Genomic DNA, 22,914 nt, shown 5'->3' with positions numbered 1-22,914 from the left:
AACTAGACCGACCCAAAGGACACGGCAATCCCGCTTCGCCCGCCCTCCGAACCCGTTAGCCCGCAGACACTGGCCTTGGCCGCGCTCGGCTGGGTGCTGGAATGTGAGGATCGCGCCGCGCGCTATCTTGAACTGACCGGACTTGATCCCGATAGTCTGCGCGCCGGATTGGGCGATTCCGCAATCCTCGCCTCGGCGCTCGAATTTCTCGCCAATCACGAACCCGACCTGATTCGCGCGGCCGAAGCGCTGGCTGTCACGCCTGAGGAACTGGTCGCCGCCAAGGATATTCTGCAAGCATGACCCGCCCGCTCATTATCTCCGATTGCGACGAAGTGCTGTTGCACATGGTCGCCCCTTTCAAGGACTGGCTGGAAAGCACGCAGGGCGTTGCCTTCCACCTCGAAGGCCACAATTTCGCCGAGGCATTGCGCTGGCAATCGAGCGGGGAACTGCTCGCGCCGCCCGACATCTGGCGGATGCTGGGCAAGTTCTTCGACAATGAGATGGGCAGCCAGACACCGATTGCCGGAGCAGTCGAAGGGATCAACACTCTCGCGGAAAAGGCCGATGTGGTGATCCTCACCAACCTCGTTGACGGCCACCGCGATGCCCGCGCCGAGCAGCTTGCAGCGGTCGGCATCAATGCCCGCGTGTTCACCAATCAGGGCCCCAAGGGCCCGGCGCTGAAGGCGATCATTGAAGAATACGCGCCCAGCCGCGCGCTGTTCATCGACGATCTGGCTCAGCATCACGCCTCGGTTGCCGAACTCACGCCGCACGTCACGCGGCTGCACCTGTGCGGCGAGCCGATGATCGCCCATGCCATTGATTGCGCCCACAAGGCGGGCCACGCCCATTCGCGGATTGACCGCTGGGACGAGGCATTGCCATGGCTGCTGGAACGACTGGAGGACTGAAGATGAGCTACACCGCCAAACTCGCCGAACTCGGCATCACCCTGCCCAAGGCTGCTGCGCCGGTCGCCAGTTATGTGCCTGTCGTGGTTAGCGGCGGCATGGCCTATGTTTCGGGCCAGTTGCCTTTCGTTGATGGCGTGGTGGTGACCGGCCGGCTCGGCGATGATGTCAGCGTCGAGGACGGCAAGGCTGCTGCGCGCGCTTGCGGGCTGATGATCGTGGCCCAGCTTCAGGCGGCAGGCCTGCTCGATCAGGTCGAGCGGGTGGTGAAGCTTGGCGCCTTCATCAACTGCACCGCCGATTTCACGCAGCAGCCGGAAGTCGCCAATGGCGCATCTGACCTGATGGAGCAGATTTTCGGGGGCGCAGGCCAGCACGCGCGGGCCGCTGTCGGCGTTCCTGCTCTGCCGCGCGGGGCCGCGGTTGAAGTCGACGCGATTGTCGCACTGAAGGCATGAGCACAAGGCCGGCGCCCGGCTGGTTGACGGAGTGGGAATTCGCCCACCGCGGGCTGCATCGGGAGGGCGTACCGGAAAACTCGCTCGCTGCGGCCGAGGGCGCGATTGCACGCGGCATGGGGATCGAGTGCGATATCCAGCGCAGCGCCGATGATCACGCGATGGTGTTCCATGACTGGGATCTCGCCCGACTGACGGGGGAGGAGGGTAACACCGAACACCGGACAGCCGAGGCACTGGAGGAACTCCGCCTGCTCGGCACCGATCAGCGCCCTGTCCGCCTGGCGCACTTTCTGGACATCGTCGCAGGCCGGGTGCCACTGCTGATCGAGATCAAGTCGATGCCGGGCTATGATGTCGAATGGACCTGTTCCACGGTCGCATGGTTGCTGGATTCGTATAAGGGTGATGTTGCGGTTATGAGTTTTGATCCACGTGTACCGGAATGGTTCGCTGATCAAGCCTCTCGGATCACTCGTGGGCTGGTCGGAACGGACTCCCTTGAAAACGGCTTCGAAGGCGTCTGGCGCACGCCTGAGGCTCTCGCCGCCGCGCGGGCGGATTTCCTCGCCATTGACGTACGCGACCTCACCCGGCCCGAGGCGGCCGCGTGGCGCGCAGCCCGAAGGCCGTTGCTGACATGGACAGTGCGCTCGGCAGAAACGCGGGCGACGGGCCTTGCCCATGCCGATGCCCTGATTGCCGAAGGGGAAGGGCTGGCGTGAGCGACGCCCCGAACGAAGGTGGCCTGACTGTCCGCATCGCCTCATCGGTCGGCGCCTTCGACGCTGGCGAATGGAACGCGCTGGGCGGGAATGACAACCCCTTTGTCTCCCACGAATTCCTGACTGCAATGGAAGATTCCGGCAGCGTCGGCCCCGGCACCGGCTGGGAGCCAGCGCCTGTCGTCATCACCGATGATGCGGGACGCTTGCTGGCGGCGATGCCCTCTTACGCCAAGGGGCACAGCCAGGGCGAATATGTGTTCGACCACAGCTGGGCTGATGCCTGGCACCGCGCGGGCGGGCGTTATTACCCCAAGTTCCAGATCGCCGCGCCTTTCACGCCCGCGACGGGGCCGCGCCTGCTGTTGTCAGACCCGGCACTGGCGCCGCATCTGCTCAAGGGTGCCGAGGCGGTGTGCCTGCAAAACAAAATGTCGAGCGCCCACGCGACCTTCATTGACCCCGCGCAACTCCCGCTGTTCGAAGCGGGCGGCTGGGGCCTGCGCGCCGATATCCAGTTCCACTGGTTCAATCGCGACTACGCCAGTTTCGAGGATTTCCTCGCCGCGCTGTCATCGAGGAAGCGCAAGGACCTCAGGAAGGAACGCGCGGCGGCTTGTGAGGGGCTGACCATCCGTCACCTCGTCGGTAGCGAGATCCGCGAGTCGCATTGGGATGCGTTCTGGGTGTTCTACCAGGACACCGGCGCAAGAAAATGGGGGAGCCCCTATCTGACCCGAGAGGCGTTCAGCCTTCTGGGCAAGCGCATGGGAGATCGGATCGTGCTGATCCTCGCCTATGATGGGGAAACGCCGATTGCGGGCGCGCTGAATTTCGTCGGGAAGGATGCGCTTTACGGGCGCTATTGGGGCTGCACGCGCGAGGTGCGCTTCCTGCATTTCGAGCTGTGCTATTATCAGGCGATCGACATCGCGATCGCGCGCGGGCTTTCCCGGGTCGAAGCGGGAGCGCAGGGCGGCCACAAGCTGGCGCGGGGCTATGAACCGGTGCAGACTTGGTCAGCCCACTGGATCGCCGATCCGGGCTTCCGCGCCGCCGTTGCCGATTTTCTCGAGCGCGAGCGGGCAGGGGTGGCGAGCGACCAGCTCTATCTTGGTGGTCGCACCCCCTTCAGGAAAGCTTAGGCGGCGCGCTGACGGCCTTCGGCGAGCCACTGGCGCGCCCGGCGCTGGGCTTCGGCGATTTCGCGAGCCGTCATTTCGTCGGCAATGTCCGCGCGGCAGCTTGCAGCTTCTTCATGACCGCGCGCAGCGGCGAGGTTGAACCACTTGTGGGCTTCGATCAGATCGCAGGGCGCCCCGTTGCTACCCGTCGAGAAAGCTACGCCAAGGTCGAAGCAGGCCCCTGCCTGACCCCGTCCAGCTTCGGCCAGCCATGCCCCAAGGATGCCTTCGTCCGATGTTTCGCGTGAAACATTCGCTTGCAGCGCAATGATGTTCATGATGCGGTCCCCTCAATCACCGACCACCCCCCGGCGGCCTTCCGTGATCCGAGAAGTGCGACGATCATGGTCAAAAATTAGTTAACGACGGCCTCACTTTGTCGTTGGGGCGCTTTTGCCACCACTCTTTCCCAAAGCCGCTTGTGTGCCCAAGGGGGCTTGCCTATAGGCGGCGCATTGCTTTCCGCTTGCTGGGACCAAGTGAGCCAATGAAAACATTCAGGGCGTCAGGACGCGATGGTCTCCCCAGCGGCTTATGGGACGAGAGAGCTTGATGCCAACCACCGCGTCTGACGACATCGACATCCTCGAAAAGGCCAAGCGCCTGCTCGCGCCGGATTATGTTCCGAGCGAGGACGAGGAATACATGAACGACCGCCAGCAGGCCTATTTCCGGATGCTGCTGATCGAATGGAAACGCTCCATCCACTCCGCCGCCGGTCAGACGCTGCAATCACTCGCCGATGGTCCGATCCGCGAGGCTGACCTCACCGACCGTGCCTCGAGCGAAACCGACTGGGGCATCGAACTGCGCACCCGCGATCGTCAGCGCAAGCTGGTCTCCAAGATTGATGCAGCACTTCGACGGATCGATTCCGGCGAGTATGGCTATTGCGAAGTCACCGGCGACCCGATCGGCCTCCGGCGCCTGATTGCTCGTCCAGTTGCGACCATGACCGTCGAGGCGCAGGAAGCGCACGAGCGGCGCGAAAAGATCTCGCGCGACGACTGATCGCAGCCCCAAATTGGCCTGTGCCGAGTTGGGACACCCATACGATCCTGGTGCTATAACCGGGACAAATTTACCATCTGTTTACTGCAACCGGGCCACCACCATCTGCGTTTAATGGCGCTGGCGGTCGGCCAACCGGACGACAGCTGCGCGGTTGTGTGCTGGCTTAGGAGGCGTTCCGGAATGACAGGTGTTGAGACACGCAGTGTCGCGCGCGACAGCCTGTTTCTACTGGCTGACATTCGTGTCGAGCAAAGTTCCGATACCTATCGAGTGCGCGTGCGCAACCTGTCGGATGGCGGGATGATGGGCGAGGGCCAGATGCGAGTTCAGCGCGGCCATCGATTGACGATCGAATTGCGCAACATCGGTGCGGTCAAAGGGACGGTCGCCTGGATACAGGACAACCGTTTCGGCATTGCCTTCGATGAGGAAATCGATTCGCAGCAGGCTCGTCGCCCGTTACAGGCACCTGAAGATCCGGCAGCAGTTGCGGCCCGGCCTTCCTGGGCGCATCGTGCTCCCCCACCGCCTCAGCCGAGCAAGCTACGCAAGATTTAGCCTGCTTTTCCACGGTTAAACCGTCGCAAGCTGACCACTTCATCGCAACCTGCTAGGCAGGGCGCGATGCGATTCTGGCTGTCTTTGTTTGCTGCGCTTGCTGTGTGCTCCTGCGGCCCATCGGGAGGCAGTGGACCGATCGAGGTTGCCATAACCGGTACGCCCGAAAGCCTGTTTCAGCAGGGTGTCCGGCTGTCCCATTCAGCTCAGCATATGCGCGCCGCCAGTTTCGAAGGCATGGTTGCGCTCGACCACGCCGGGCAGGTCGTACCTGCGATTGCCGAGCGCTGGATCGTGACTGACGATGGTCTGAGCTACATTTTCCGACTGCGCGACAGCACCTGGCCTGATGGGGAGGAGATTACCGCCGCCGAAGTACGCCGCTTGCTGCGTGACGCACTGGAGCGGCTGCGCGGCACCTCTCTTGGGCTTGATCTTGGCAAGGTGCGCGAGATCCGGGCGATGACCGGGCGCGTTGTCGAGGTTCGTCTGACCTCGCCGATGCCAGACTTTCTACGCCTTCTGGCTCAGCCTGAACTGGGCTTTGTGAGGAATGGTGGCGGTGCAGGGCCGATGTCTGCGTCTGCGGATGAGGACGGCACGCTTGTCCGGCTTACCGCATTGCCGCCCGAGTCCCGCGGCCTTCCCGCCCGCGAAGACTGGGAAGCCGTCGCTCGCCCCGTCACAGTCCGCGCGCTATCTGCCAAGGCAGCGGTAGCGGCCTTTTCGCGCGGCGATGTCGATCTTGTGCTTGGCGGGACCCTGGTCGACTTTCCTTTGGCCGAAGCCGGTCCGCTGTCGCGCGGCACAATTCAGGTCGACCCAGCCCTTGGCCTGCTTGGGCTGGTGGTGCAGCGAGAGGAAGGGTTGCTGGCTGACCCTGCCCGCCGCGAGGCGCTGTCCATGGCAATCGACCGGCAGGCGCTGATCCAGCGGTTTGGACTGAGCGGCTGGCGCGAGAGTAGTTGGATCGTCCCGCCCGCCAGCTATTCCGTCCCGCCCTATCCCGATACCCGCTGGGAGGGGGCATCCATTGACGAACGCCGTCAGGTGGCTGCGGCACGGATTGGGGCCTGGGCCAGCCCTGGCAGGGAGGCGGTGGTGCGCCTTGCCTTGCCCGATGGGCCTGGAAGCGACCTTTTGCTGCGTGCGCTTAGCGAGGCGTGGAGCCCCATCGGCGTGACGATCCGGCGCGTCTTGCCGGGGGAGCCCGCCGATCTCGAACTGCGCGACACATTGGCGCGTTACACCTCGCCGCGCTGGTATCTCAATCAGTTCAATTGCAGCCTCAAAGCCGGATTGTGTTCGCCCGAGGCCGACGCACTGGTGCGCCAATCGCTCAACGAGCGTGATGCCGCCACGCGTGAACGGTTGCTTGTCGAAGCTCATGCGGCGCTCGTCGAACGCGAAGTCTTCATCCCGCTCGGCGCGCCCGTGCGCTGGTCGCTCGTACGCGGCTCGATCAGGAACTACTTACCCAATCCGTGGGGGATGCACCCCTTGTTCCCGCTGTCCCAGCCCACCACATAAAGGCCATGAACACGCGCATGGCCCCCCGTCGCCCAGCACCCTTGTCTTCCATACTGCCGACCGGCACTGACCCAGCATCGGTGCGCGCGCGGGTGACAGCGATGGAGCGGGTGCTTGAACGCAGCTTTGTGATTCCGGGCGTCAATATGCCGATCGGGCTTGATGTTCTGATCGGCCTGGTGCCGGTTGTAGGTGAGATCGTAACGGCCAGCATGGGCGCTTACATTGTCTGGGAAGCGCGAAATCTCGGCCTGTCCAAGTGGAAGCTGGCACAGATGGGCCTCAACGTGCTGTTCGATACGGCTATCGGCGCCATTCCCGTGGTGGGCGATGCAGCGGATCTTTTGTTCCGTTCGAACACGAAGAACCTCAGGATTATCCTCAGGCACATCGACAAGCACCATCCCGAAGCCGGCGTGATCGAGGGGTAGTTTCCTCCGGTCCGCCAGCACGCTAGGAACGCAGGCCATGAGTGCAGACGTCACCTACGCGAGCTATCTCGATCTCGACCGCATCCTTGCCGCGCAGCACCCGGCCTCGGACGCGCATGACGAGCTGCTGTTCATCATCGTGCATCAGGCGAGCGAGCTGTGGCTGAAGCTGTGCCTGCACGAACTGACCGCCGCGCGCGCCCGCATCGAGGCAAACGACCTGCGTCCCGCCTTCAAGATGCTCGCGCGGGTGGCACGGGCGCAGCAGCAACTGATCCAGAGCTGGGACGTGCTCAGCACGATGACCCCGCATGATTACTCCGCCATCCGCCCCCATCTGGGCGCGTCGAGCGGGTTCCAGTCGGCGCAGTACCGCATGATGGAATTCATGCTCGGCGGGCGCGATGGCAAGCATGTGCGCCTGCACCGTTCCAATGCCGACTGGGCCGACCGGCTGGAGACAGAGCGCGGGCGGGCGAGCCTTTATGATGCAGCAATCCACCTGCTGGCGCGGCGTGGTTTCGCGATCGACACGGCAGTGCTGGAACGCGATCCCGCCGCGCTCTGGGTTCACAACGCAAGTGTCGAGGCGGCCTGGGCGGCGATCTATCGCGATCCCCAACCCTATTGGGATCTGTATGAACTGGCGGAGAAACTGGTCGATCTGGAATACCACTTCCAGCGCTGGCGCTTCGGCCATCTCAAGACCGTTGAGCGGATCATCGGCTTCAAGCGCGGCACCGGCGGCACGCCGGGTGTGCCCTATCTCGAAGGGGTGCTGAAGCAGGCGTTTTTCCCCGAATTGCTGAGCGTCAGGACCGCGATATGACCCCCGAACAGCGCGCCGCCGATTTTGACGCTGCCGATCCGCTGGCGTCCTTTCGCGATCGTTTCATCCTGCCTGAAGGGGTGATCTACCTCGACGGCAACTCGCTGGGCGCATTGCCCAAAGCCACCCCGGACCGGGTGCAAGCGATGGTCGAGCGGGAGTGGGGCGAGGGTCTGATCCGGTCATGGAACAGCGCTGGCTGGTTCGAGATGGCAGGCCGGGTCGGAGCGAAGATCGCGCCGCTGATCGGTGCGGCCCCGCATGAAGTGATCGCCTGCGATTCGACCAGCGTGAACCTGTTCAAGCTGATCGCCGCTGCGCTCAAGATGCGGCCTGGGCGTAAGGTCGTGCTGTCCGAACCCGGCAACTTCCCGACCGATCTTTACATGATCGCGGGGCTTGAGGCCCAGGGCCTCGCCGAGCGGCGGCTGGCGGAGCGGGAGCGGCTGTTCGAAGCAATTGACGGCGATGTCGCGCTGCTGATGCTCACCCATGCCCATTACAAGACCGGCGCGCTCCACGACATGGCGGCGCTCACCCGCGCCGCGCATGAGGCGGGGGCGCTGGTCTTGTGGGACCTGTCGCATTCGACCGGGGCGCTGCCGGTCGATCTGAACGGCGTAGGTGCCGATTTCGCGGTCGGCTGCGGGTACAAATATCTGTGTGGTGGGCCGGGCGCTCCTGCCTTTGCCTTCGTCGCCGAACGGCATCTCGCGGATTTGCAGCAACCCCTCACGGGCTGGTTCGGTCACGCCGCGCCCTTTGCCTTTTCGGACGATTACGCGGGCGCTCCCGGTATCGACCGTCTGCAATGCGGCACGCCCCCTATCCTCGGCCTGGCGGCGCTGGAGGTGGGTGTCGATCTGATCGCAGAGATCGGCGTGGGGCGGCTTTACGGCAAGTCGCAGGCGCTGTCCGAGTTCTTCCTCGAAAGCCTGATGGCGCATGATGTGACGCTCGAACTGGTGAGCCCCCCGAGCACGGCCGAGCGGGGGAGCCAGCTTTCCTTCCGCCACCCGGAGGCTTACGCCATCTGTCAGGCATTGATCGCGCGCGGCGTGATCGGCGATTTCCGCGCGCCCGACGTGCTGCGGCTGGGCTTCGCGCCCGCTTACCTGAGCTTCACCGACATGGCCGCCGCCGCCCGCCATGTGGCTGAGGTGCTGGCGAGCGGCGAATGGCAGCACCCCGAATTCCGCGAGCGCGCCGCCGTTACCTAACCGACTGTGCGGTCCGCCTTATCTTGGGCATTGGTGCCCTTGATCATCGCGCGCATCTGCTCCCATTCGGCATCGCCGAGCGCGCTCAACATCGGGTAGAACGTGCCACCATTGGCCTGGAAGCCCGCACCGTCGATCGCGATGGTCTGGCCGTTCACATATTCAGCGCCCGGCCCCATCAGGAACACGGCGAGATTGGCGAGTTCGTGCATCTCGCCCGCGCGGCCCATTGGGTTCAAGTTGTTGCCCGAATTGCCGCCCGCGCCGCCGGGATGCAGGCGCGCGCTCATGCCCTTGGTCGGGAAGAGGCCGGGCGCGATGGCATTGAAGCGCAGGCCGTAGCGGCCCCATTCGGTCGCGAGGCTCTGGGTCATGGCGTTGATCGCGGTCTTGGACATGGCAGACGGTACGACGAAGGCGCTGCCCGACCACACCCAGGTGGTGAGGATCGACAGGAAGCTCGCCTTCTTCTTCTCGGCGATTAGGCGCTTGCCGATATCGAGCGTGACGTAGAAGGTTCCGCGCATCACGATGTCGGCGATGGCATTGAAGCCGTTGACCGACAGGTCCTCGGTGCGGCTGATGAAGTTGCCGGCCGCGTTGTTGACCACGCCGGTCAGCGCGCCGCCATCGGCCCAGATCGCGTCGACCATTTCGTGGATCGCCTCCGCATCGCGGATGTCGCAGGCCATGCCGACGATCTTGCCACCATGCAGCGCGGTGAGTTCCGCCGCGGTCTCGTCCAGTTTGTTCTGCCGCCGCCCGCAGATATAGACGGTCGCGCCCAGTTTGAGGAAAGCCTCGGCCATCTCGCGCCCGAGGCCTGTGCCCCCGCCGGTGACCAGAATCCGCTCGCCCGCCATCAGGCCTTCGCGGAACATCAGCTTCGATACGTCCATTATCTGTCCTCTCAGAGACCGAGCACGGTCTTGGCGATGATATTCTTCTGCACCTCGTCCGAGCCGCCGAAGATCGTCGAGGCGCGGTTGTTGAGGTATTTGCCCATCGCCGTCTGGGCATATTCGCTGCCTACCGGCTCAGGAGCCTCGTTGCCGTAAAGCGGGCGTTCGAGCGGCAATTGCAGCGCGTCCGGCCCGAGCAGTTCGAGCCGCAGGGTATCGACCTTCTGGCCGATGTTCGAGCTCAGCAGCTTGACCAGCGAGGTCTGCGGCCCCGGCGCGTGGCCCTTGGCAAGTTCGGCAAGGATGCGCAGTTCGGTTACCTCCAGCGCCTCGGCCTCGAGCCGCACGCGGGCGAGCCGGTCGCGGAAGCGCGGATCATGCGCGATCGCCCCATTGACACCCGAAGGCTGCGTCTGGGCGAGGGTTTCGAGCCGGTCGATGCTCTGGAGCAGGCGCGGAGCAAAGCACGATCCGCCGCGCTCGTTTTCGAGCAGGAACTTGGCGATGGTCCAGCCCTGGCCCTCGTCGCCGATGCGGTTTTCTTGCCCAGTGCGGGCGTCGGTGAAGAACACCGCGTTGACTTCGTGATCGCCCGACATCGAATGGATCGGGGTCACTTCCACCCCCGGCTGATCCATCGGCACCAAGAGGAAGCTGATCCCCTGCTGCTTCTTCACCGTGGCATCGGTGCGCACCAGCGCGAAGATCCAGTCGGCGTGGTGGGCATGGGTCGTCCAGATCTTGGAGCCGTTGATGATGTATTCATCGCCCTCCAGCCGCGCGCTGGTCTTGAGGCTGGCGAGGTCCGAGCCGCTGCCGGGTTCGGAATAGCCCTGGCACCAGTAGTCATCGCCCGAAAGGATCCCCGGCAGGAAGCGCGCCTTCTGTTCGGGCGTGCCGAATTGGCAGATCACCGGGCCGACGAGCCTGAGGCCGAGGATTGCCAGCGCGGGCGCGCCGGCGAGCGCGCATTCCTTTTCGAAGATGAACTTCTGCGTCGGGGTCCACCCCGTCCCGCCATCCTCCTTGGGCCAGTGCGGCGCGACCCAGCCTTGCTTGTAGAGGATGCGGTGCCATTCCATCCCGATATCAGGCTCGACGAAGACGCCGGGCGTGCGGCGCGCACCATCGCGCAGGCGGTCGGGCAGGTTGTCCTTGAGGAACGCGCGGACTTCCTCGCGGAAGGCGATGTCCTCAGGGGAGAAGTCCATGTCCATGTCAGTCGATCCCGTTCGTCTTCTTCAGTCGCCGTCCCTCATGGCCCAGCGGATCGTGCGCCGCAGCAGGTCATAATAGACGTCGTAATTCCAAGCGCACATTTCCTTGTGCGGGTAGAAGTCGGCCATTCCCGGCAGGTCGTAATGCCCGCGGCAATGGCCTAGTGCGTTGTAAACGATCCGCCCCGCGCCGATATCCCTCGTATAAACGATAGGCACGGTGGTCTTGTCCCACTGGCTCTGCGTGAACCCGGTCGCTTCGCCTTCGAAGGTGGTCTGCATCAGAGTGTCGATGGGGGCGGTAGTTTTCGACAGGTAAAGCTCGTCCACCACCTCGAAGTTCTCGATGCCTCGGGTGAGTTCGTGGTCCTTGTTCACCACCTCGACCGGGAACTTGTCGATCGGCGGGTGGGCGACGAACTGCGTGCCGAGCATTTCCATCACGTCCGGGCGATCATCGGGTGCGTCGACGAGGCCATCGGCGGTGAACACGAGGATCGAATTGGTCCCGTGGAGCGCCATCCACTTGCCCCCCTTCTCCAACCAGGCCTTCAACTGCTGCGCCTCTTCCGGGGTCGGCATCAGATCGCAGGTATAGGTGATGAGGAAACGGCACTGGTCGAGCCGCTCCAGCCCTGAATAGTCCGCCGCCACAGTGGTGCGGATCTGCGGGTGTTCGGCCAGCAGCTTGAGGATTTCGAGCCGCGGGTAATCGATATCGTGATACTTGCCCGCGGCAATGAAATGCGCGTCGATCCGGGTGGCGGGTTGTTCTGCCATGTCAGCTCCTGATCGACCCGCCGCCATCGACGGTGAAATCACAACCGGTGGTGAAACTGGCCTCGTCGCTGGCGAGGAACACCACCGCCCGGGCGACTTCTTCCGGCTCGCCGATGCGGTTCATGGGGTGGGTGGCGGCGAAATTGGTCTCGATGTTCTCCGGCGTGTCGGCACCGGAGAACTTGTAGCGGTTGTACATCGGCGTGCGGATCGCGCCGGGGTGGACCATGTTGGCGCGGATCGGCAGGCCGCGTTCGGCGAGGTCGAGCGCGACACTCTGCGTGAGACCGCGCAGGCCTGCCTTCGAGGCGGAATAGGCCGCGACGAAGGCCGCCGGGCGTATCGCGATCATTGAGCCGATATTGACGATGGCGCAGGGTTCCCCGCTCGCCTCCATCGCCGGGATTGCCGCGCGCATGCCGTAGAAGGGGCCGTTGAGGTTGATGTCGATGGTGCGCTCCCACACGTCGAGTGCGCCGTCGGGGACGTTGCCCGGTTCGGAGATGCCGGCGATGTTGCACAGCACCGTGAGCTTGCCGAACGTGCCCCGGGTGGCGGAAACAGCGGCTTCCCACTGGTGCAGATCGCGCACGTCGAGCTGGCAGGCGGCTGCCCGATTACCAAGCTCGGCGGCGAGTTCCTGCGCCTTTTCCAGCTGGACATCGCCCAGCATCACGCTGCCACCTTCGGCCACGATCAGGCGCGCGACAGCGGCCCCGATCCCCTCCGCGCCGCCTGAAACCAGCGCGACCTTGCCCTGCATCTTGCCGGTCATTCGCGCTCCAGAATTGCAACGCCCGAAAGGCCGGGGGCGCCGTAGACGTGGGAGTAACCGAAGCGCGGCTTGCCAGGCACCTGCCGCTCGCCCGCGCGGCCGCGCAGCTGGGTGACGTTTTCATAGACCTGACGCAGACCCGAGGCGCCGATGGGTTCGCCGCAGGCAAGGCAACCGCCATCGGTGTTGACGGGCAGCTTGCCCCCGCCGATCTCGGTCCAGCCATTGGCGAGCCATTCCTCCTGCTCACCGTCCTTGCAGAAACCGTTTTCGGCCATGTGCATGATTTCCGCGCCGCTTTCGGTGTCCTGCAATTGCGCGACCGAGATATCCTCCGGGCCTACGCCTGCCTTCTCGAAAGCGGCCTGCGAGGCGAGGACGGTGGGCTTGCCACCTTCCTCGATGCTGATGCCGGCCTGAAACACCTCGAATGAGTTGGGCGGGCGGGTCTTCACGGCGACGGCGCGGATCTTCACCCCGTCCGCGCCCAGTTCCTTCATCTTCTTCTCGCTGGCGAGGATCAGCGCCACCGCACCCTCGGCGGGCGAGCAGAACATGTACTTGGTCAGCGGGTCGTTGATCATCGGCGCGTTCATGATCGTGTCGAGATCGACCGGGCTGCGCCGCCATGCGTGGGGCGTGATCGTGCCGTTGCGGAAGGCCTTTTCGGCGACCCGACCGAGCGTCGTGCGGCTGATGCCGTGCAGCTGCATGTAGCGCTGAATCTTGAGCGCGAAGAACTGCGTGGTCAGCATCATCCCCGTCTGCCCATACCATTCGGGCAGGCCATAGTCCGAAGGCTTGGCGTTGAACGCCCCTCTCGGGTGCTTGTCGAAGCCGACCGCCAGCGCGAGGTCGTACATGCCGCTCGCGATCGCCTGCTGCGAGGCGGCGAGCGCGCTGCCCCCCGTGGCGCAGCCATTGGCGACGTTGGTGAAGGGGAGCGAGGTCAGCCCCAGTTCGTTGACAATGATGTCGGCGTTGCCCGCCGCCGCGCTGCCGCCATAGGCGCATTCGATATCGGGCCATTCGAGCCCTGCGTCCTTCAGCGCCTCGCGCACGGCAAAGACCCCCTGTTCGCGGCCTGACCGGCCGTCTGTGCGCCCGAAGCGATGGATGCCCGCTCCGATGATGTAGACATTCTCGCTCATGCGGCTTTGCTTTCTGATGCGGCGAGGGGACGGAAGGCGAAGGTGTCGTAGCGTGCGTTGAACGGCACGATGCAGAACTCCAGATCCATGCCGAGATGCAGATCCTCCAGCCGCGCGTCGACAATCCGGCTTTCGACGATCACCTCGCCGGGCAGTTCGACATAGCCCAGCAGGAAGGGCTGGAAATCGGGCGGGCCTTCGCCGGGGCCTGAGCCGGGGCCTTCATAGGGCTCCTTGGGCAGGAAGCCCTGGCTGGTCCACGACCACAGCTTGCCCCGGCGCGACAGCTTGTAGGGTTCCACGCCCTCGGCCGCATCGCCCGTCGGCATCGGGAAGACGATCTGGCCGGAGGGCAATTTGCCCCCATCAGGTGCGGCTCGGGGCCGTCGCTCCACAGGTCCGGATCGATCTTTTCGCCCATGTCTCAGTCCCCTCCAGCGCCTGCGTCACGCCGCGAGCGCATATTCCGCCAGCACCGTATCGACATCGCCAAACAGCCGCGCGAGCAGCAGCACGCGCTTCAAGGCATGGCCGATGGCAAGCTCGTCGGTGATCCCCATGCCGCCATGCATCTGCACCGCCTCGCGGGCGATGGCGTCGACATTCTCGCCGATGAAGGCCTTGGCCCCGGCAGCGGCGCGCTGCCACTTGGCCGCATCGCCGCGCTCGGTCAGCGCGGCGCGGTAGAGCATCGAGCGGCTCTGTTCCTCGCGCGCATAGCAATCGACCAGCCGGTGCTGCAGCGCCTGAAAGCTGCCGATGGCGACGCCGAACTGCTCGCGCTCCTTCACATAAGCGAGCGTATCGTCGAGCAGGCGTTGGCCGAGGCCGACCATTTCGGCCGCCGCCAGCAGGCGGACATCGGCGACAACCGCATCGAGCGCAGCGCCATCAAGTGCCAGTCGGGCGGCTACAGGCGTACGGGTCAGCCGCAATTCGCCCGCGATGCTGCCGTCGGCGAGACGATAGGCGCGCACCTCCAGCCCACTCGCATCCTTGGGCACGAGGAAGCAGGCGGTCTCCCCGCCATGGTCGGCGGTGACGATGAACAGGTCCGCCAGCAGCGCCCCCCCCAGCCATGGCGGCGCGGGCACTGATGACAGGTCCGACAGCACGCCCCATCACCATCGTCTTTTCGCCTGATAGCAGAACGCCGTCCGCGCCCTCTTCGGCCTTCATTCCCTTCGCCTTGAGGCTGTAACGCTGGCCCCGCTCGGTCCATGCCAGCGTGGCGATGGTCTCGCCCGACAGCACGCTGTCCAGCGCCGCGCCCGCTCCCCCACGTTCGAGCAGCAGGGCAGGCAGGATGCCGTGTTCGAGCAGCGGGTCGGGCGCATTGGCCTTGCCGATGGCTTCGCACACCAGCGCCAGATCGACCGCCGATCCGCCCATGCCGCCCGCATCCTCGCCCGCCGCGAGCGCGATCAGGCCCATTTCGGCGAGGCTCTGCCAGCGCCCTCGGTCATAGCCGGTGGGTGAGAGCCGCAGTTTGCGCCGCGCCTCGACGTCGATGGGCGCGGCGAAGCGTTCCACCGAGGTCACGAACATCTGCTGTTCTTCGGAAAGATCGAAATTCATGGGTGTCAGGCTTTCCGTGTGCCAGAGCGCGTGAACGTAATCGGCAGGTGGGTCACGCCGCGCAGCAGGATGTTGGGCAGGATGCGGATTTCGTTCTCGTCCTTGACGGCGAAGTTATCGAGCCGTTCGAGCAGCTCGTCGAAGGCGACCAGCATTTCCTTGCGGGACAGCATGTTGCCCACGCACATATGCGGCCCCTTGCCGAAGGCGAGGTGAGTGCGGGCATTGGCGCGCTCGATGTCGAACCTGTCGGGATCGGGGAACTTCGAAGGATCGCGGTTGGCCGCGGCATAGCGCAACTGGACAATCGCGCCGTTGGGGATTTTCACGCCGCCCAACTCAGTGTCCTGCTTGACGATGCGCCACATCCCCGCCGTCGGGGTTTCGTAGCGCAGCGCCTCTTCGACGAGGTTCATGATCACCTTGGGATCGCGCCCACCGGCTGCCGCCTTGGCCTTGGCCATCTGGTCGGGATTGCGGATCAGCTGGAGCAGGCCCCCTGCCAATGTCGAGGTGGTGGTTTCATTGCCCGCCACCATGAACTGCTGCATCAGCGACATGATTTCAGGATCGCTGAGCGGCGTCTCGCCCTCCACCCGCGCCTCGACGAGATCGGTCAGCAGGTCGTTGCCGCCATTGGCGCGGCGGTCATCGATCAAGCCCTTCATGTAGTGCTGGAATTCCACGAGGTTGCGGGCGCATTCGAGCTTGCGCTGGTGATCGACCATCTGGCTGAACCGGTCAACCGCCGCGTCCGACCAGCGCTTCACACGCTTGGGATCGTCATCGAGCCCGATCTGCCCGGCAATCATCGCGACGGGCAGCGGCACGCCGAATTCCTCGACGAACTCGCATTCGCCCCGATCGGCGAAGGCCTCGATCAGCTCGATCGACTTCTGCCGCATGTCGGCCTCGATCGCGTTGACGCGCGGGGCCGAGAAGGCAAGGTTCACCAGCTTGCGGTTGCGCGTGTGGATCGGGTGATCGGCGGTCAGCAGAGTGGGCAGGTCAGGCCAGCCCTCGGCCAGAATCGCCTGGATTTCCTCGTCCGCCTCGCGCCCCATGAGGGCGGTGAAATCGTTCGAGAAGATCTCCGGCTTGGTGGTTGCCTCGCTGCACAGGTCGTAGGAATAGACGACCCAGGTGTTCATGCCTTCGATATGTTCGATCGCAATCCCCGCCTCGTGGATGGCGCGATAGTAATCGAACGGATCGATCAGCGTTTCGGGCGCAAAGACATTGCCTTCAGGCTTGTTCATGTGGGCAGGCTCCAGACCCCTTGGAAGTATGCGGCAAGCCTAGCCACGAGTGCGCCTGCGATGCGATGCGCGTTTGTGTTAGGATTGCCGCGCCCGTGTCACGTGCCGGCAAACTCGCGCTGGAATTCGCCCATGTCGAAATAGTCGCGCCAGCCGGTGATCAGCCCGGCATCATTGAGCTCGAAAGTGCCCATCACCCGGATCGCGGCCTTGCGCCCGTCCTTGAAATGGAAGCCGTCGGTGCGCTCTGTGAGGACGACATTGCCGTTGGTGGCGATGGCGTGGGTCTGCCACTCGCATGAGGCAATGTTGGCAAGGAAGCCTTCGACCATCGCGCGCATCGCGGTGGTGCCGTGGATCGGCTCCATCGGGATGTTGTGATAGACGATGTCTGGCGCGCACAGCGCAATCATCGCGTCAATGTCGCAGGCGTTCCAGTGGTCGATGAAAGCTTCGACGGTTTCCTGCGGGGTCATGGGGTGGTTCCTCCTGAAGTGTAGTCGAGCGCCTGTCGCAGCATCTGGCGTACATAGGGATTGGCGTAGGTCGCGGGGCCGTCGCCGAATTGCAGGTAGATAAGCGGGGCGGGGCAGGTGCGGCTTTCCCAGGCGACGCAGTTGCTGCCCGGCGGGTGCTCCCAGCCCTCGCGGCTGAACATCGCTCCCGCTACGGCCTGCGCGGCTGAGTAGAAATTGTCCTGCGTGAAAGCGAAACCCTCGGCGCGGACGAGCGGCGTGATCGCGTTTTCATCTACCGGGCAGAGATAGAGTTCATCGGTTACCGGGAAACTCGTTGGCAATCCGCGCGTCACCGGATGATCGGCGATAATCCGCGCTTCATAAGTGACATCGTGGCGATAGCCGGAGTCGGGACCGTGTGAGCCGGGCTGGTAGTGGAATTGCCCGCCGAGCCAGTCATGCCATTCGGGCCATTGCGCCCACCCGGCGAGTGCATGATGCATCGCCACCGCGCCCCTTCCGCTGGCGAAGCGGGCGGTGACAGCCTCGCGGAAGGCGGAAGAGGGCGGGCGCGTCGTTACCTTGCCCTCGGCAAAAACGTAGCCCGCCATGTCGTAGAACAGCAGCGCGTCGGCTGCGGTGATGGCTCCCGCTGCATCGGCCTCTCCGCCTTCGGGGTGGACGAGGTGGGTGACCTCCCAATCGCCCAGACTGGCGAGCAATTCCGCAAACGGCCCTGCCTCGTAGGGATGCCCCCCGGACAGGACGAGCAGCGAGCGCGCCATGACGTCAGGCGATCTTGAGGATCATCTTGCCGTCATTCGTACCTGCAAACAGCCGCATGAAGCTGTCGAAGGCGTTCTCCAGCCCTTCGTCGATATGCTCGTCGATAGTGAGGCGCCCTTGCGCGGCCCACACGCCCATCTGCGCCGCCCCTTCGGCGAAGCGGGGGACGTAGTCGGCCACCAAGAGCCCGCGGATGTGGGCGCGCTTGACGATCAGCTGCCACAGATTGCGGATGCCGCGCGGTTCGGTGTTGTATTCGCTGATAAGGCCGCACAGCCCGACGCGCGCGTGCAGGTTCAAATTCATCAGCCCCGCATCGAGGATGATCCCGCCGACATTCTCGAAGATCACATCGACCCCATCGGGGCAGGCCTCGGCAATCGCGGCTGCGAGCGCGGCTTCATCCTTACCGCGATAGTCGATGGCGGCATCGAAGCCGTATTTTTCCGTGAGGCGCGCGCATTTGGCCGGGCCACCCGCGATCCCGACCGCGCGACAGCCGTGGATTTTCGCCAGCTGACCGACCAGACTGCCGACAGCCCCCGCCGCGCCGCTCACCAGCACGGTCTCGCCAGACTTGGGCTCGCATACTTCGAGAAAGCCGAAATAGGCCGTCATGCCCACCGCACCGAAGATCGAGAGGTAATTGGTGACGCTCGGCACCAGTGATGGGTCGATCGGCTGGGTAAAGCCGCCCGCCGCGCCGATCGAGTAATCCTCCAGCGCATTGAGGCCCATCACCCACTGGCCGGGCGCAAAACCTTCAGCGCGGCTTTCCTCGACCACGCCGATGGTGCTGGCGCGCACCGGATCGCCCAAGGGGATCGGTGGCATGTAATTGCCCTCGGCATCCATCCAGCCGCGCATCGCCGGATCGAGCGAGGCATAGTGGTTGCGGATCAGGAACTGGCCTTCCTCCAGCGCGGGCGTGTCTTCGGTGACGAGTGCGAAATCGTCAGGCACCGGCGTGCCATTCGGGCGGCGCTGGAGCAGGAAACGGCGGTTGGTGGGCATGGTTTTCCTTTGCGTGAGAGGATCAAGCCGGTTCGAGCTTCACCGGAATGGCGCTTTGCAGCGATTGCCCAGTAATCGGATCGTAATCGACCACCTCGCTCACCAGCCGGTTAGTCGAGGAGCCGCGTTCCCGCACATCCTCCTTGGTCGCATCGGCATCGCCATAGGCATGCGCCATCGAGACAATCCCGCGCCGCACCTTGTCACTCGCTTTCACGACGCCGTGGATGGTGGCGTGGGGCGAGGTGATCGCGACCAACCCGCCTTCCTCCAGTCCAAGCGCGGCGATATCGTCCGGATGGATATAGGCGGGGTTGGTGGTGGTCTTGGCCTGCAGCTTCTTGAGCGGGTGGCCGATCGAGTTGAACCGCGTCTTGGACCGGCGCGAGATCAGGCGGAAGTCGAAGCCCGCCTTGCTCGCCGGGTTCGCGGCATATTTCCCAATCTCCGCCGGCATCGCGCCGACCGCCAGATCGAAGCGGTGGAAGTCACTTTCGTCGACCGGCTCCACCATCGGGTGCTTTTCCGGATAGATCACCGCCGCCCCGCCATTGGCACGGCAATCCTCGCGCACCTTGCTGGGCGGGACGAGGCAGCCGGTCACTGCCAGATCGAGGAATTCCTGCTTGGTCGGTTTCCGGTCCATCGGCAGCGGGCCGCCGCCCAGCATCATCTGGATGCCGAGGTGATGCGCGAGTGTCCAGAACATCTCGTACTCGTCGATCACGTCGCCCGGCGGCGCGACAATCGCCTCCGTATAGCGTGCATAGGGTTCCTCGTGCCACCAGTCCGAAAGGCTGGTGATGTCCTCGCGCTCAAGGCATTGCGAGGGCGCGAGCACCACGGTTGCGCGCTTGGCAGAGGCGCTCATCCACGGGTCGATCTGCACGAACAGCTCAAGATCATCGAGCGCGCGCACCATCTTGGCCTGATCGGGGAAGCCCACCACCGGATTGCCGCCGACCGAAATCAGCGCGCGCACCTGGCCTTCGCCCGGCGTGAGGATTTCGTCGGCGAGCACGTTGCAGGGCATTTCCCACCCGAGATGGCCGAGCCCGCGGAACCGCGACTTGGGCATCCCTTCCGCGCCGAACATCGGCACCGGCGGGGCGACCTGCGCGCGCCGCGCCGTCTGGTAGGGGCTGAACACGCCCGGGATCGCGGCTTTCTCACCCTCCTGTTTGAAGCGCGCGCAGATGGTGTTGAGGCAGGTGACGAGATATTCGGTGAGCGTGCCGTGGCCCGCCATTTCCGGCCCGGTGCCGGTGGTGGCGCAGCCCTTGGTGCCGCCCGCAAACATCCGCGCGGCGGCGACGAGCTGGTCCTTATCGAGCCCGGCGCGCTCTGCGGCGACTTCGGGCGGGAAGGCCTTCACCGCCTCGGCCAACTCGTCGAAGCCGTCCACGTGAGCCGCGACGAAATTGCGATCATACAGCCCTTCGGAAATGATCACGTTGAGCATCCCCGCCAGCATCGCCGGATCCTCGCCCGGCTTTACCGGCAGGTAGATGTCGGCCAGCCGCGCCACATCGCTTTCACGCGGGTCGGCGACGATCAGCTTCAGCCCTTCGGCCTTCCTGTCGCGGATGCGGCGCGAGGGGCTGAACGGCGGCACCCCGCCGACGGGCGCATAGTGCGAGACGATCGGGTTGTTGCCGATGAACAGCGCGACATCGCTTTCGGAGAAGGTGTTCGGCCCCGCCATCCACTTGCCGTAACGCGCCGTGGTGAACACCTTGGCGGGCTGATCGAGCGTGACCGAGGTGTAGAAATTGCGGCTCCCCACGGCCTGCGCGAAAGACAGCGAGGCGGCCATGGCGGCCGAGTTCTGGAAGCCGCCCGAACCCATGAACACCGCCACCGAATGGGGGCCGTGGGTGTCGATGATGCGGCGCAGTTCGGACGCCACATGGGCCAGCGCCTGATCCATCGGGGTCGAGACGAATTCGCCGTCCGCGTTGCGAACCAGCGAGTGGTGCAACCGGTTCTCCGAATTATGCGAATCCGGCAGTTCGCGACCCTTCATGCAGGTATAGCCACCATAGGCCGGATCATCGGGATCGCCGCGCACCTCGATCACCTTTCCGTCGGCAACGTCGACTTCCATCGCGCAGTTGGCGTGGCAGAAGCGGCAGAAAGTCTTGTGAGTCTCGGCGCCCATCGTCTCTCTCCTTGAGGGCGGCAAACTACCACAGGGGGCGGGGCGCTCGACTGATACTTTTGTCCGTGGAGAGCGGGGCGGCGCACCCGCAATAGGGCAGACAGACAATTCTCTGCGAGATGGGAGATACCCGATGCCCACCACCACCCGCCAATGGCTCTTGAACGGACACCCGCGCGGTCGCGGCATCGAGATCGAAAACGACTTCAGGCTGGTCGAAACCGAACTGCCCGATCCCGGCCCCGGCGAGATGCTGCTGAAGCTGCATTACCTCGGCTTCGATCCGGCGCAGAAGGGCTGGATGGAGAACATTGCCGACTACGTCGCGCCGATGAACATCGGCGATGTGATGCGCGGCAGCGGGATTGCCGAGGTGGTCGCCAGCAATGGCGGGCGCTTCGCGGTGGGCGACATGGTGTTCGGCACCACGGGGTGGACGGAATGGCTGGTCACCGACGGCAAGGAGCTGACGAAGGTCGAAACCGAAATCTCGCCCACCGCGGTGCTTTCGGTGCTGGGGACGACCGGGCTGACGGCCTATTGCGGGCTGTTCAAGGTCGGAAAGCCCGTCGCGGGCGATACCGTGCTCGTCAGCGGCGCGGCGGGCGCGACGGGCAGCATCGTCGGCCAGCTCGCCAAGATCGCCGGGTGCCGCGTGGTCGGCATCGCGGGCGGGCAGGACAAGTGCGACTGGCTGGTGCGCGAGGCGGGCTATGACGCCGCGATCGACTACAAGGCGGGCAATGTGAAGGCGCAGATCCGCGAACTGTGCCCGCGCGGCGTGGACGTGATCTACGACAATGTCGGCGGCAAGATCCTCAACGACATGCTCGCCTGCATCGCCACCAATGCGCGGGTGGTGATCTGCGGCGGGATCAGCCGTTACGAGACCGGCAGCCTGCCCGCCGGGCCGGAGAACTACTTCAACCTCGTGTTCCGGCGCGGCACCATGGCGGGCTTCATCGTGCTCGACTGGGCAAGCGAATTCCCTGCAATCCGCAAGCGGCTGGAGGGCTTCGTCAAGGACGGCAGCCTGAAATATCAGGAAGACATCCAGCACGGCTTCGAAAACGCCCCGCAGACCTTGCAGCGCCTGTTCAGCGGCCAGAACCGCGGGAAACAACTGCTGAAGCTCTAAGAGCAGTGGGGCGGTTTGTCCGCCCCCTGTCCGGCATCAATCGAACGCTTCGGTTGCCACGCCTTCAGCATTGTAGACCGGGCCTTCGGCGTCGACCCGGTATTTCTTGCTGACAGCTGCGGTGATACCGAACTGGCCGATGTGATCGCGCATCCCGGTGTAGGCGGGGTCACGGAAATGGGCAGCGAGGGCCTCCTCGCTTTCCCATTCCTCGAAGACGTTAACCCGCGCGGGGTTCATCGAACAGGCGCTCCAGTCGTAGTGGATGCAACCCTTTTCGGCGAGCGCGGCCTCGATATGCGGGCGGGCGCTTCGCAGCGCCTCCTCGCGCCGGGCCGGATCGAGGTCGATCTGTGCGGAAATGACGATCTTGGCCATGCGGTTACTCTTCCACTCCGAATTCTGCGACAATGCGAAACACCCTCGAGGTGAACATCCAGCGCCCGTCGATCTTCGCCAGCGTGTCTTCATACAATCCGCCGACATGGCGCGCCTTGCCGTCCTTGGGCTTGAGGATTTCCTGCGTCTGGACGCGGGCGCGGGCGGTGTCGCCGGTGACTTCGATCATGCAGGGCACGCATTGGAAGCTCACCGCCTCCAGCCCGCCCATCGCGCTGTTCCAGAAGGCGACGATCGCGTCCTTGCCCTTGGTCTGGTGGCCCATCAGATCCCAATCGGCATCATCGGCCCAGACGCTGCCCCAGGTTGCGGCATCGAAACGCACCACCCCATCGGCATAGGTGCCGTTCAGTTCAGCGATCGCCACGCGATCTTCCAGTGGCCCTGTAAACATGGCTTGGCTCTCCCCTTGGTAGGACGCCGCTAT

The 22,914-nt window shown here is 64.5% G+C and carries 28 protein-coding genes; 12 read left to right on the top strand and 16 right to left on the bottom strand.

Translation table 11 applies throughout. The annotated features are described in order from the left end of the window. Positions 1 to 27: 27 nt before the first annotated feature. The 5 genes from CHX26_RS01355 to CHX26_RS01335 are packed head-to-tail and all read left to right on the top strand — an operon-like array spanning position 28 to position 3,248. Positions 28 to 303 (top strand): DUF3572 family protein, encoded by a 276-nt coding sequence (locus CHX26_RS01355; RefSeq protein ID WP_233997368.1) that lies wholly within the window; start codon positions 28 to 30, stop codon positions 301 to 303. Further along, positions 300 to 920: a hypothetical protein gene (locus tag CHX26_RS01350; protein WP_104940832.1), complete on the top strand. Its 621-nt coding sequence runs from the start codon at positions 300 to 302 to the stop codon at positions 918 to 920. Before CHX26_RS01355 ends, CHX26_RS01350 begins: the two co-directional genes overlap by 4 nt. A 2-nt stretch (positions 921 to 922) precedes the next feature. Further along, positions 923 to 1,378, top strand: coding sequence for a RidA family protein (locus CHX26_RS01345; RefSeq protein ID WP_104940831.1), 456 nt, complete (start codon positions 923 to 925; stop codon positions 1,376 to 1,378). Beyond that, positions 1,375 to 2,103 carry a glycerophosphodiester phosphodiesterase family protein gene (locus CHX26_RS01340; RefSeq protein ID WP_104940830.1) on the top strand — a complete coding sequence of 243 codons (729 nt, stop codon included), beginning with the start codon at positions 1,375 to 1,377 and terminating at the stop codon, positions 2,101 to 2,103. The genes CHX26_RS01345 and CHX26_RS01340 overlap by 4 nt, the downstream gene beginning before the upstream one ends. Next, positions 2,100 to 3,248 (top strand): GNAT family N-acetyltransferase, encoded by a 1,149-nt coding sequence (locus CHX26_RS01335; RefSeq protein ID WP_233997226.1) that lies wholly within the window; start codon positions 2,100 to 2,102, stop codon positions 3,246 to 3,248. The genes CHX26_RS01340 and CHX26_RS01335 overlap by 4 nt, the downstream gene beginning before the upstream one ends. On the opposite strand, the gene CHX26_RS01330 is transcribed toward CHX26_RS01335, so the two are convergent. Next, complete coding sequence (locus tag CHX26_RS01330; RefSeq protein ID WP_104940828.1) at positions 3,245 to 3,565, bottom strand: SEL1-like repeat protein; 321 nt, start codon at positions 3,563 to 3,565, stop codon at positions 3,245 to 3,247. The two genes, CHX26_RS01335 and CHX26_RS01330, sit on opposite strands and share 4 nt — an antisense overlap. A gap of 274 nt (positions 3,566 to 3,839) precedes the next feature. Here CHX26_RS01330 and dksA point away from each other — a divergent pair, with 274 nt between their 5' ends. From dksA to kynU, 6 genes are all read left to right on the top strand, one after another. Further along, the gene (gene dksA, locus CHX26_RS01325) at positions 3,840 to 4,298 is read left to right on the top strand and encodes an RNA polymerase-binding protein DksA (protein WP_104940827.1); all 459 of its coding nucleotides are present in this window, start codon (positions 3,840 to 3,842) and stop codon (positions 4,296 to 4,298) included. A gap of 183 nt (positions 4,299 to 4,481) precedes the next feature. Then, entirely contained in the window at positions 4,482 to 4,859 is a 378-nt protein-coding gene (locus CHX26_RS01320) for a PilZ domain-containing protein (protein WP_104940826.1), read from the top strand. Positions 4,860 to 5,072: 213 nt separating this feature from the next. After that, a complete protein-coding gene (locus CHX26_RS01315) occupies positions 5,073 to 6,389 on the top strand; it encodes an ABC transporter substrate-binding protein (RefSeq protein WP_233997224.1) in 1,317 nt (438 codons plus the stop codon). A 17-nt stretch (positions 6,390 to 6,406) separates the two neighbouring features. Beyond that, a complete protein-coding gene (locus tag CHX26_RS01310; RefSeq protein ID WP_442956935.1) occupies positions 6,407 to 6,820 on the top strand; it encodes a DUF4112 domain-containing protein in 414 nt (137 codons plus the stop codon). A gap of 37 nt (positions 6,821 to 6,857) precedes the next feature. Beyond that, positions 6,858 to 7,649, top strand: coding sequence for a tryptophan 2,3-dioxygenase (locus CHX26_RS01305; RefSeq protein WP_104940823.1), 792 nt, complete (start codon positions 6,858 to 6,860; stop codon positions 7,647 to 7,649). Beyond that, entirely contained in the window at positions 7,646 to 8,869 is a 1,224-nt protein-coding gene (kynU, locus tag CHX26_RS01300) for a kynureninase (protein WP_104940822.1), read from the top strand. The genes CHX26_RS01305 and kynU overlap by 4 nt, the downstream gene beginning before the upstream one ends. Here kynU and CHX26_RS01295 read toward each other — a convergent pair. From CHX26_RS01295 to CHX26_RS01235, 13 genes are all read right to left on the bottom strand, one after another. Continuing rightward, positions 8,866 to 9,768 carry an SDR family oxidoreductase gene (locus CHX26_RS01295; RefSeq protein ID WP_104940821.1) on the bottom strand — a complete coding sequence of 301 codons (903 nt, stop codon included), beginning with the start codon at positions 9,766 to 9,768 and terminating at the stop codon, positions 8,866 to 8,868. The genes kynU and CHX26_RS01295 overlap by 4 nt on opposite strands. A gap of 11 nt (positions 9,769 to 9,779) precedes the next feature. Then, the gene (locus CHX26_RS01290; protein WP_104940820.1) at positions 9,780 to 10,988 is read right to left on the bottom strand and encodes an acyl-CoA dehydrogenase family protein; all 1,209 of its coding nucleotides are present in this window, start codon (positions 10,986 to 10,988) and stop codon (positions 9,780 to 9,782) included. Between the two features lie 24 nt (positions 10,989 to 11,012). Next, entirely contained in the window at positions 11,013 to 11,768 is a 756-nt protein-coding gene (locus CHX26_RS01285) for a ThuA domain-containing protein (protein WP_104940819.1), read from the bottom strand. Position 11,769: 1 nt separating this feature from the next. Continuing rightward, positions 11,770 to 12,543 (bottom strand): SDR family NAD(P)-dependent oxidoreductase, encoded by a 774-nt coding sequence (locus CHX26_RS01280; RefSeq protein ID WP_233997222.1) that lies wholly within the window; start codon positions 12,541 to 12,543, stop codon positions 11,770 to 11,772. Next, positions 12,540 to 13,694: a thiolase family protein gene (locus tag CHX26_RS01275; RefSeq protein WP_104940818.1), complete on the bottom strand. Its 1,155-nt coding sequence runs from the start codon at positions 13,692 to 13,694 to the stop codon at positions 12,540 to 12,542. Before CHX26_RS01275 ends, CHX26_RS01280 begins: the two co-directional genes overlap by 4 nt. Beyond that, positions 13,691 to 14,050: an OB-fold domain-containing protein gene (locus CHX26_RS01270; RefSeq protein WP_172449643.1), complete on the bottom strand. Its 360-nt coding sequence runs from the start codon at positions 14,048 to 14,050 to the stop codon at positions 13,691 to 13,693. Before CHX26_RS01270 ends, CHX26_RS01275 begins: the two co-directional genes overlap by 4 nt. Positions 14,051 to 14,140: 90 nt before the next feature. After that, positions 14,141 to 14,671, bottom strand: a complete 531-nt coding sequence (locus CHX26_RS01265) for an acyl-CoA dehydrogenase family protein (protein WP_146107619.1) — start codon at positions 14,669 to 14,671, stop codon at positions 14,141 to 14,143. Next, on the bottom strand, positions 14,586 to 15,272 hold the full coding sequence (locus CHX26_RS01260; RefSeq protein ID WP_104940815.1) for an acyl-CoA dehydrogenase family protein: 687 nt from the start codon (positions 15,270 to 15,272) through the stop codon (positions 14,586 to 14,588). The genes CHX26_RS01265 and CHX26_RS01260 overlap by 86 nt, the downstream gene beginning before the upstream one ends. A 5-nt stretch (positions 15,273 to 15,277) precedes the next feature. Beyond that, positions 15,278 to 16,531, bottom strand: a complete 1,254-nt coding sequence (locus CHX26_RS01255) for a cytochrome P450 (protein WP_104940814.1) — start codon at positions 16,529 to 16,531, stop codon at positions 15,278 to 15,280. A gap of 98 nt (positions 16,532 to 16,629) precedes the next feature. Then, the gene (locus CHX26_RS01250) at positions 16,630 to 17,007 is read right to left on the bottom strand and encodes a limonene-1,2-epoxide hydrolase family protein (RefSeq protein WP_104940813.1); all 378 of its coding nucleotides are present in this window, start codon (positions 17,005 to 17,007) and stop codon (positions 16,630 to 16,632) included. After that, positions 17,004 to 17,774 (bottom strand): ThuA domain-containing protein, encoded by a 771-nt coding sequence (locus CHX26_RS01245; RefSeq protein ID WP_104940812.1) that lies wholly within the window; start codon positions 17,772 to 17,774, stop codon positions 17,004 to 17,006. The genes CHX26_RS01250 and CHX26_RS01245 overlap by 4 nt, the downstream gene beginning before the upstream one ends. A 4-nt stretch (positions 17,775 to 17,778) precedes the next feature. Next, entirely contained in the window at positions 17,779 to 18,789 is a 1,011-nt protein-coding gene (locus tag CHX26_RS01240) for an NADP-dependent oxidoreductase (protein ID WP_104940811.1), read from the bottom strand. A gap of 22 nt (positions 18,790 to 18,811) precedes the next feature. Continuing rightward, positions 18,812 to 20,950, bottom strand: coding sequence for a molybdopterin-containing oxidoreductase family protein (locus CHX26_RS01235; RefSeq protein ID WP_104940810.1), 2,139 nt, complete (start codon positions 20,948 to 20,950; stop codon positions 18,812 to 18,814). Positions 20,951 to 21,083: 133 nt separating this feature from the next. Here CHX26_RS01235 and CHX26_RS01230 point away from each other — a divergent pair, with 133 nt between their 5' ends. Beyond that, the gene (locus CHX26_RS01230) at positions 21,084 to 22,088 is read left to right on the top strand and encodes an NADP-dependent oxidoreductase (protein ID WP_104940809.1); all 1,005 of its coding nucleotides are present in this window, start codon (positions 21,084 to 21,086) and stop codon (positions 22,086 to 22,088) included. Positions 22,089 to 22,124: 36 nt separating this feature from the next. Here CHX26_RS01230 and CHX26_RS01225 read toward each other — a convergent pair whose 3' ends face one another. Together CHX26_RS01225 and CHX26_RS01220 are read right to left on the bottom strand one after the other, a co-directional pair. Continuing rightward, a complete protein-coding gene (locus CHX26_RS01225; protein ID WP_172449642.1) occupies positions 22,125 to 22,466 on the bottom strand; it encodes a putative quinol monooxygenase in 342 nt (113 codons plus the stop codon). A 4-nt stretch (positions 22,467 to 22,470) separates the two neighbouring features. Then, the gene (locus CHX26_RS01220; protein ID WP_104940808.1) at positions 22,471 to 22,881 is read right to left on the bottom strand and encodes a nuclear transport factor 2 family protein; all 411 of its coding nucleotides are present in this window, start codon (positions 22,879 to 22,881) and stop codon (positions 22,471 to 22,473) included. Between the last annotated feature and the right edge of the window lie 33 nt (positions 22,882 to 22,914).

This window comes from Porphyrobacter sp. HT-58-2, from assembly GCF_002952215.1.
Lineage (GTDB): Bacteria > Pseudomonadota > Alphaproteobacteria > Sphingomonadales > Sphingomonadaceae > Erythrobacter.
This window is presented reverse-complemented; position numbering and strand designations above follow the sequence as displayed.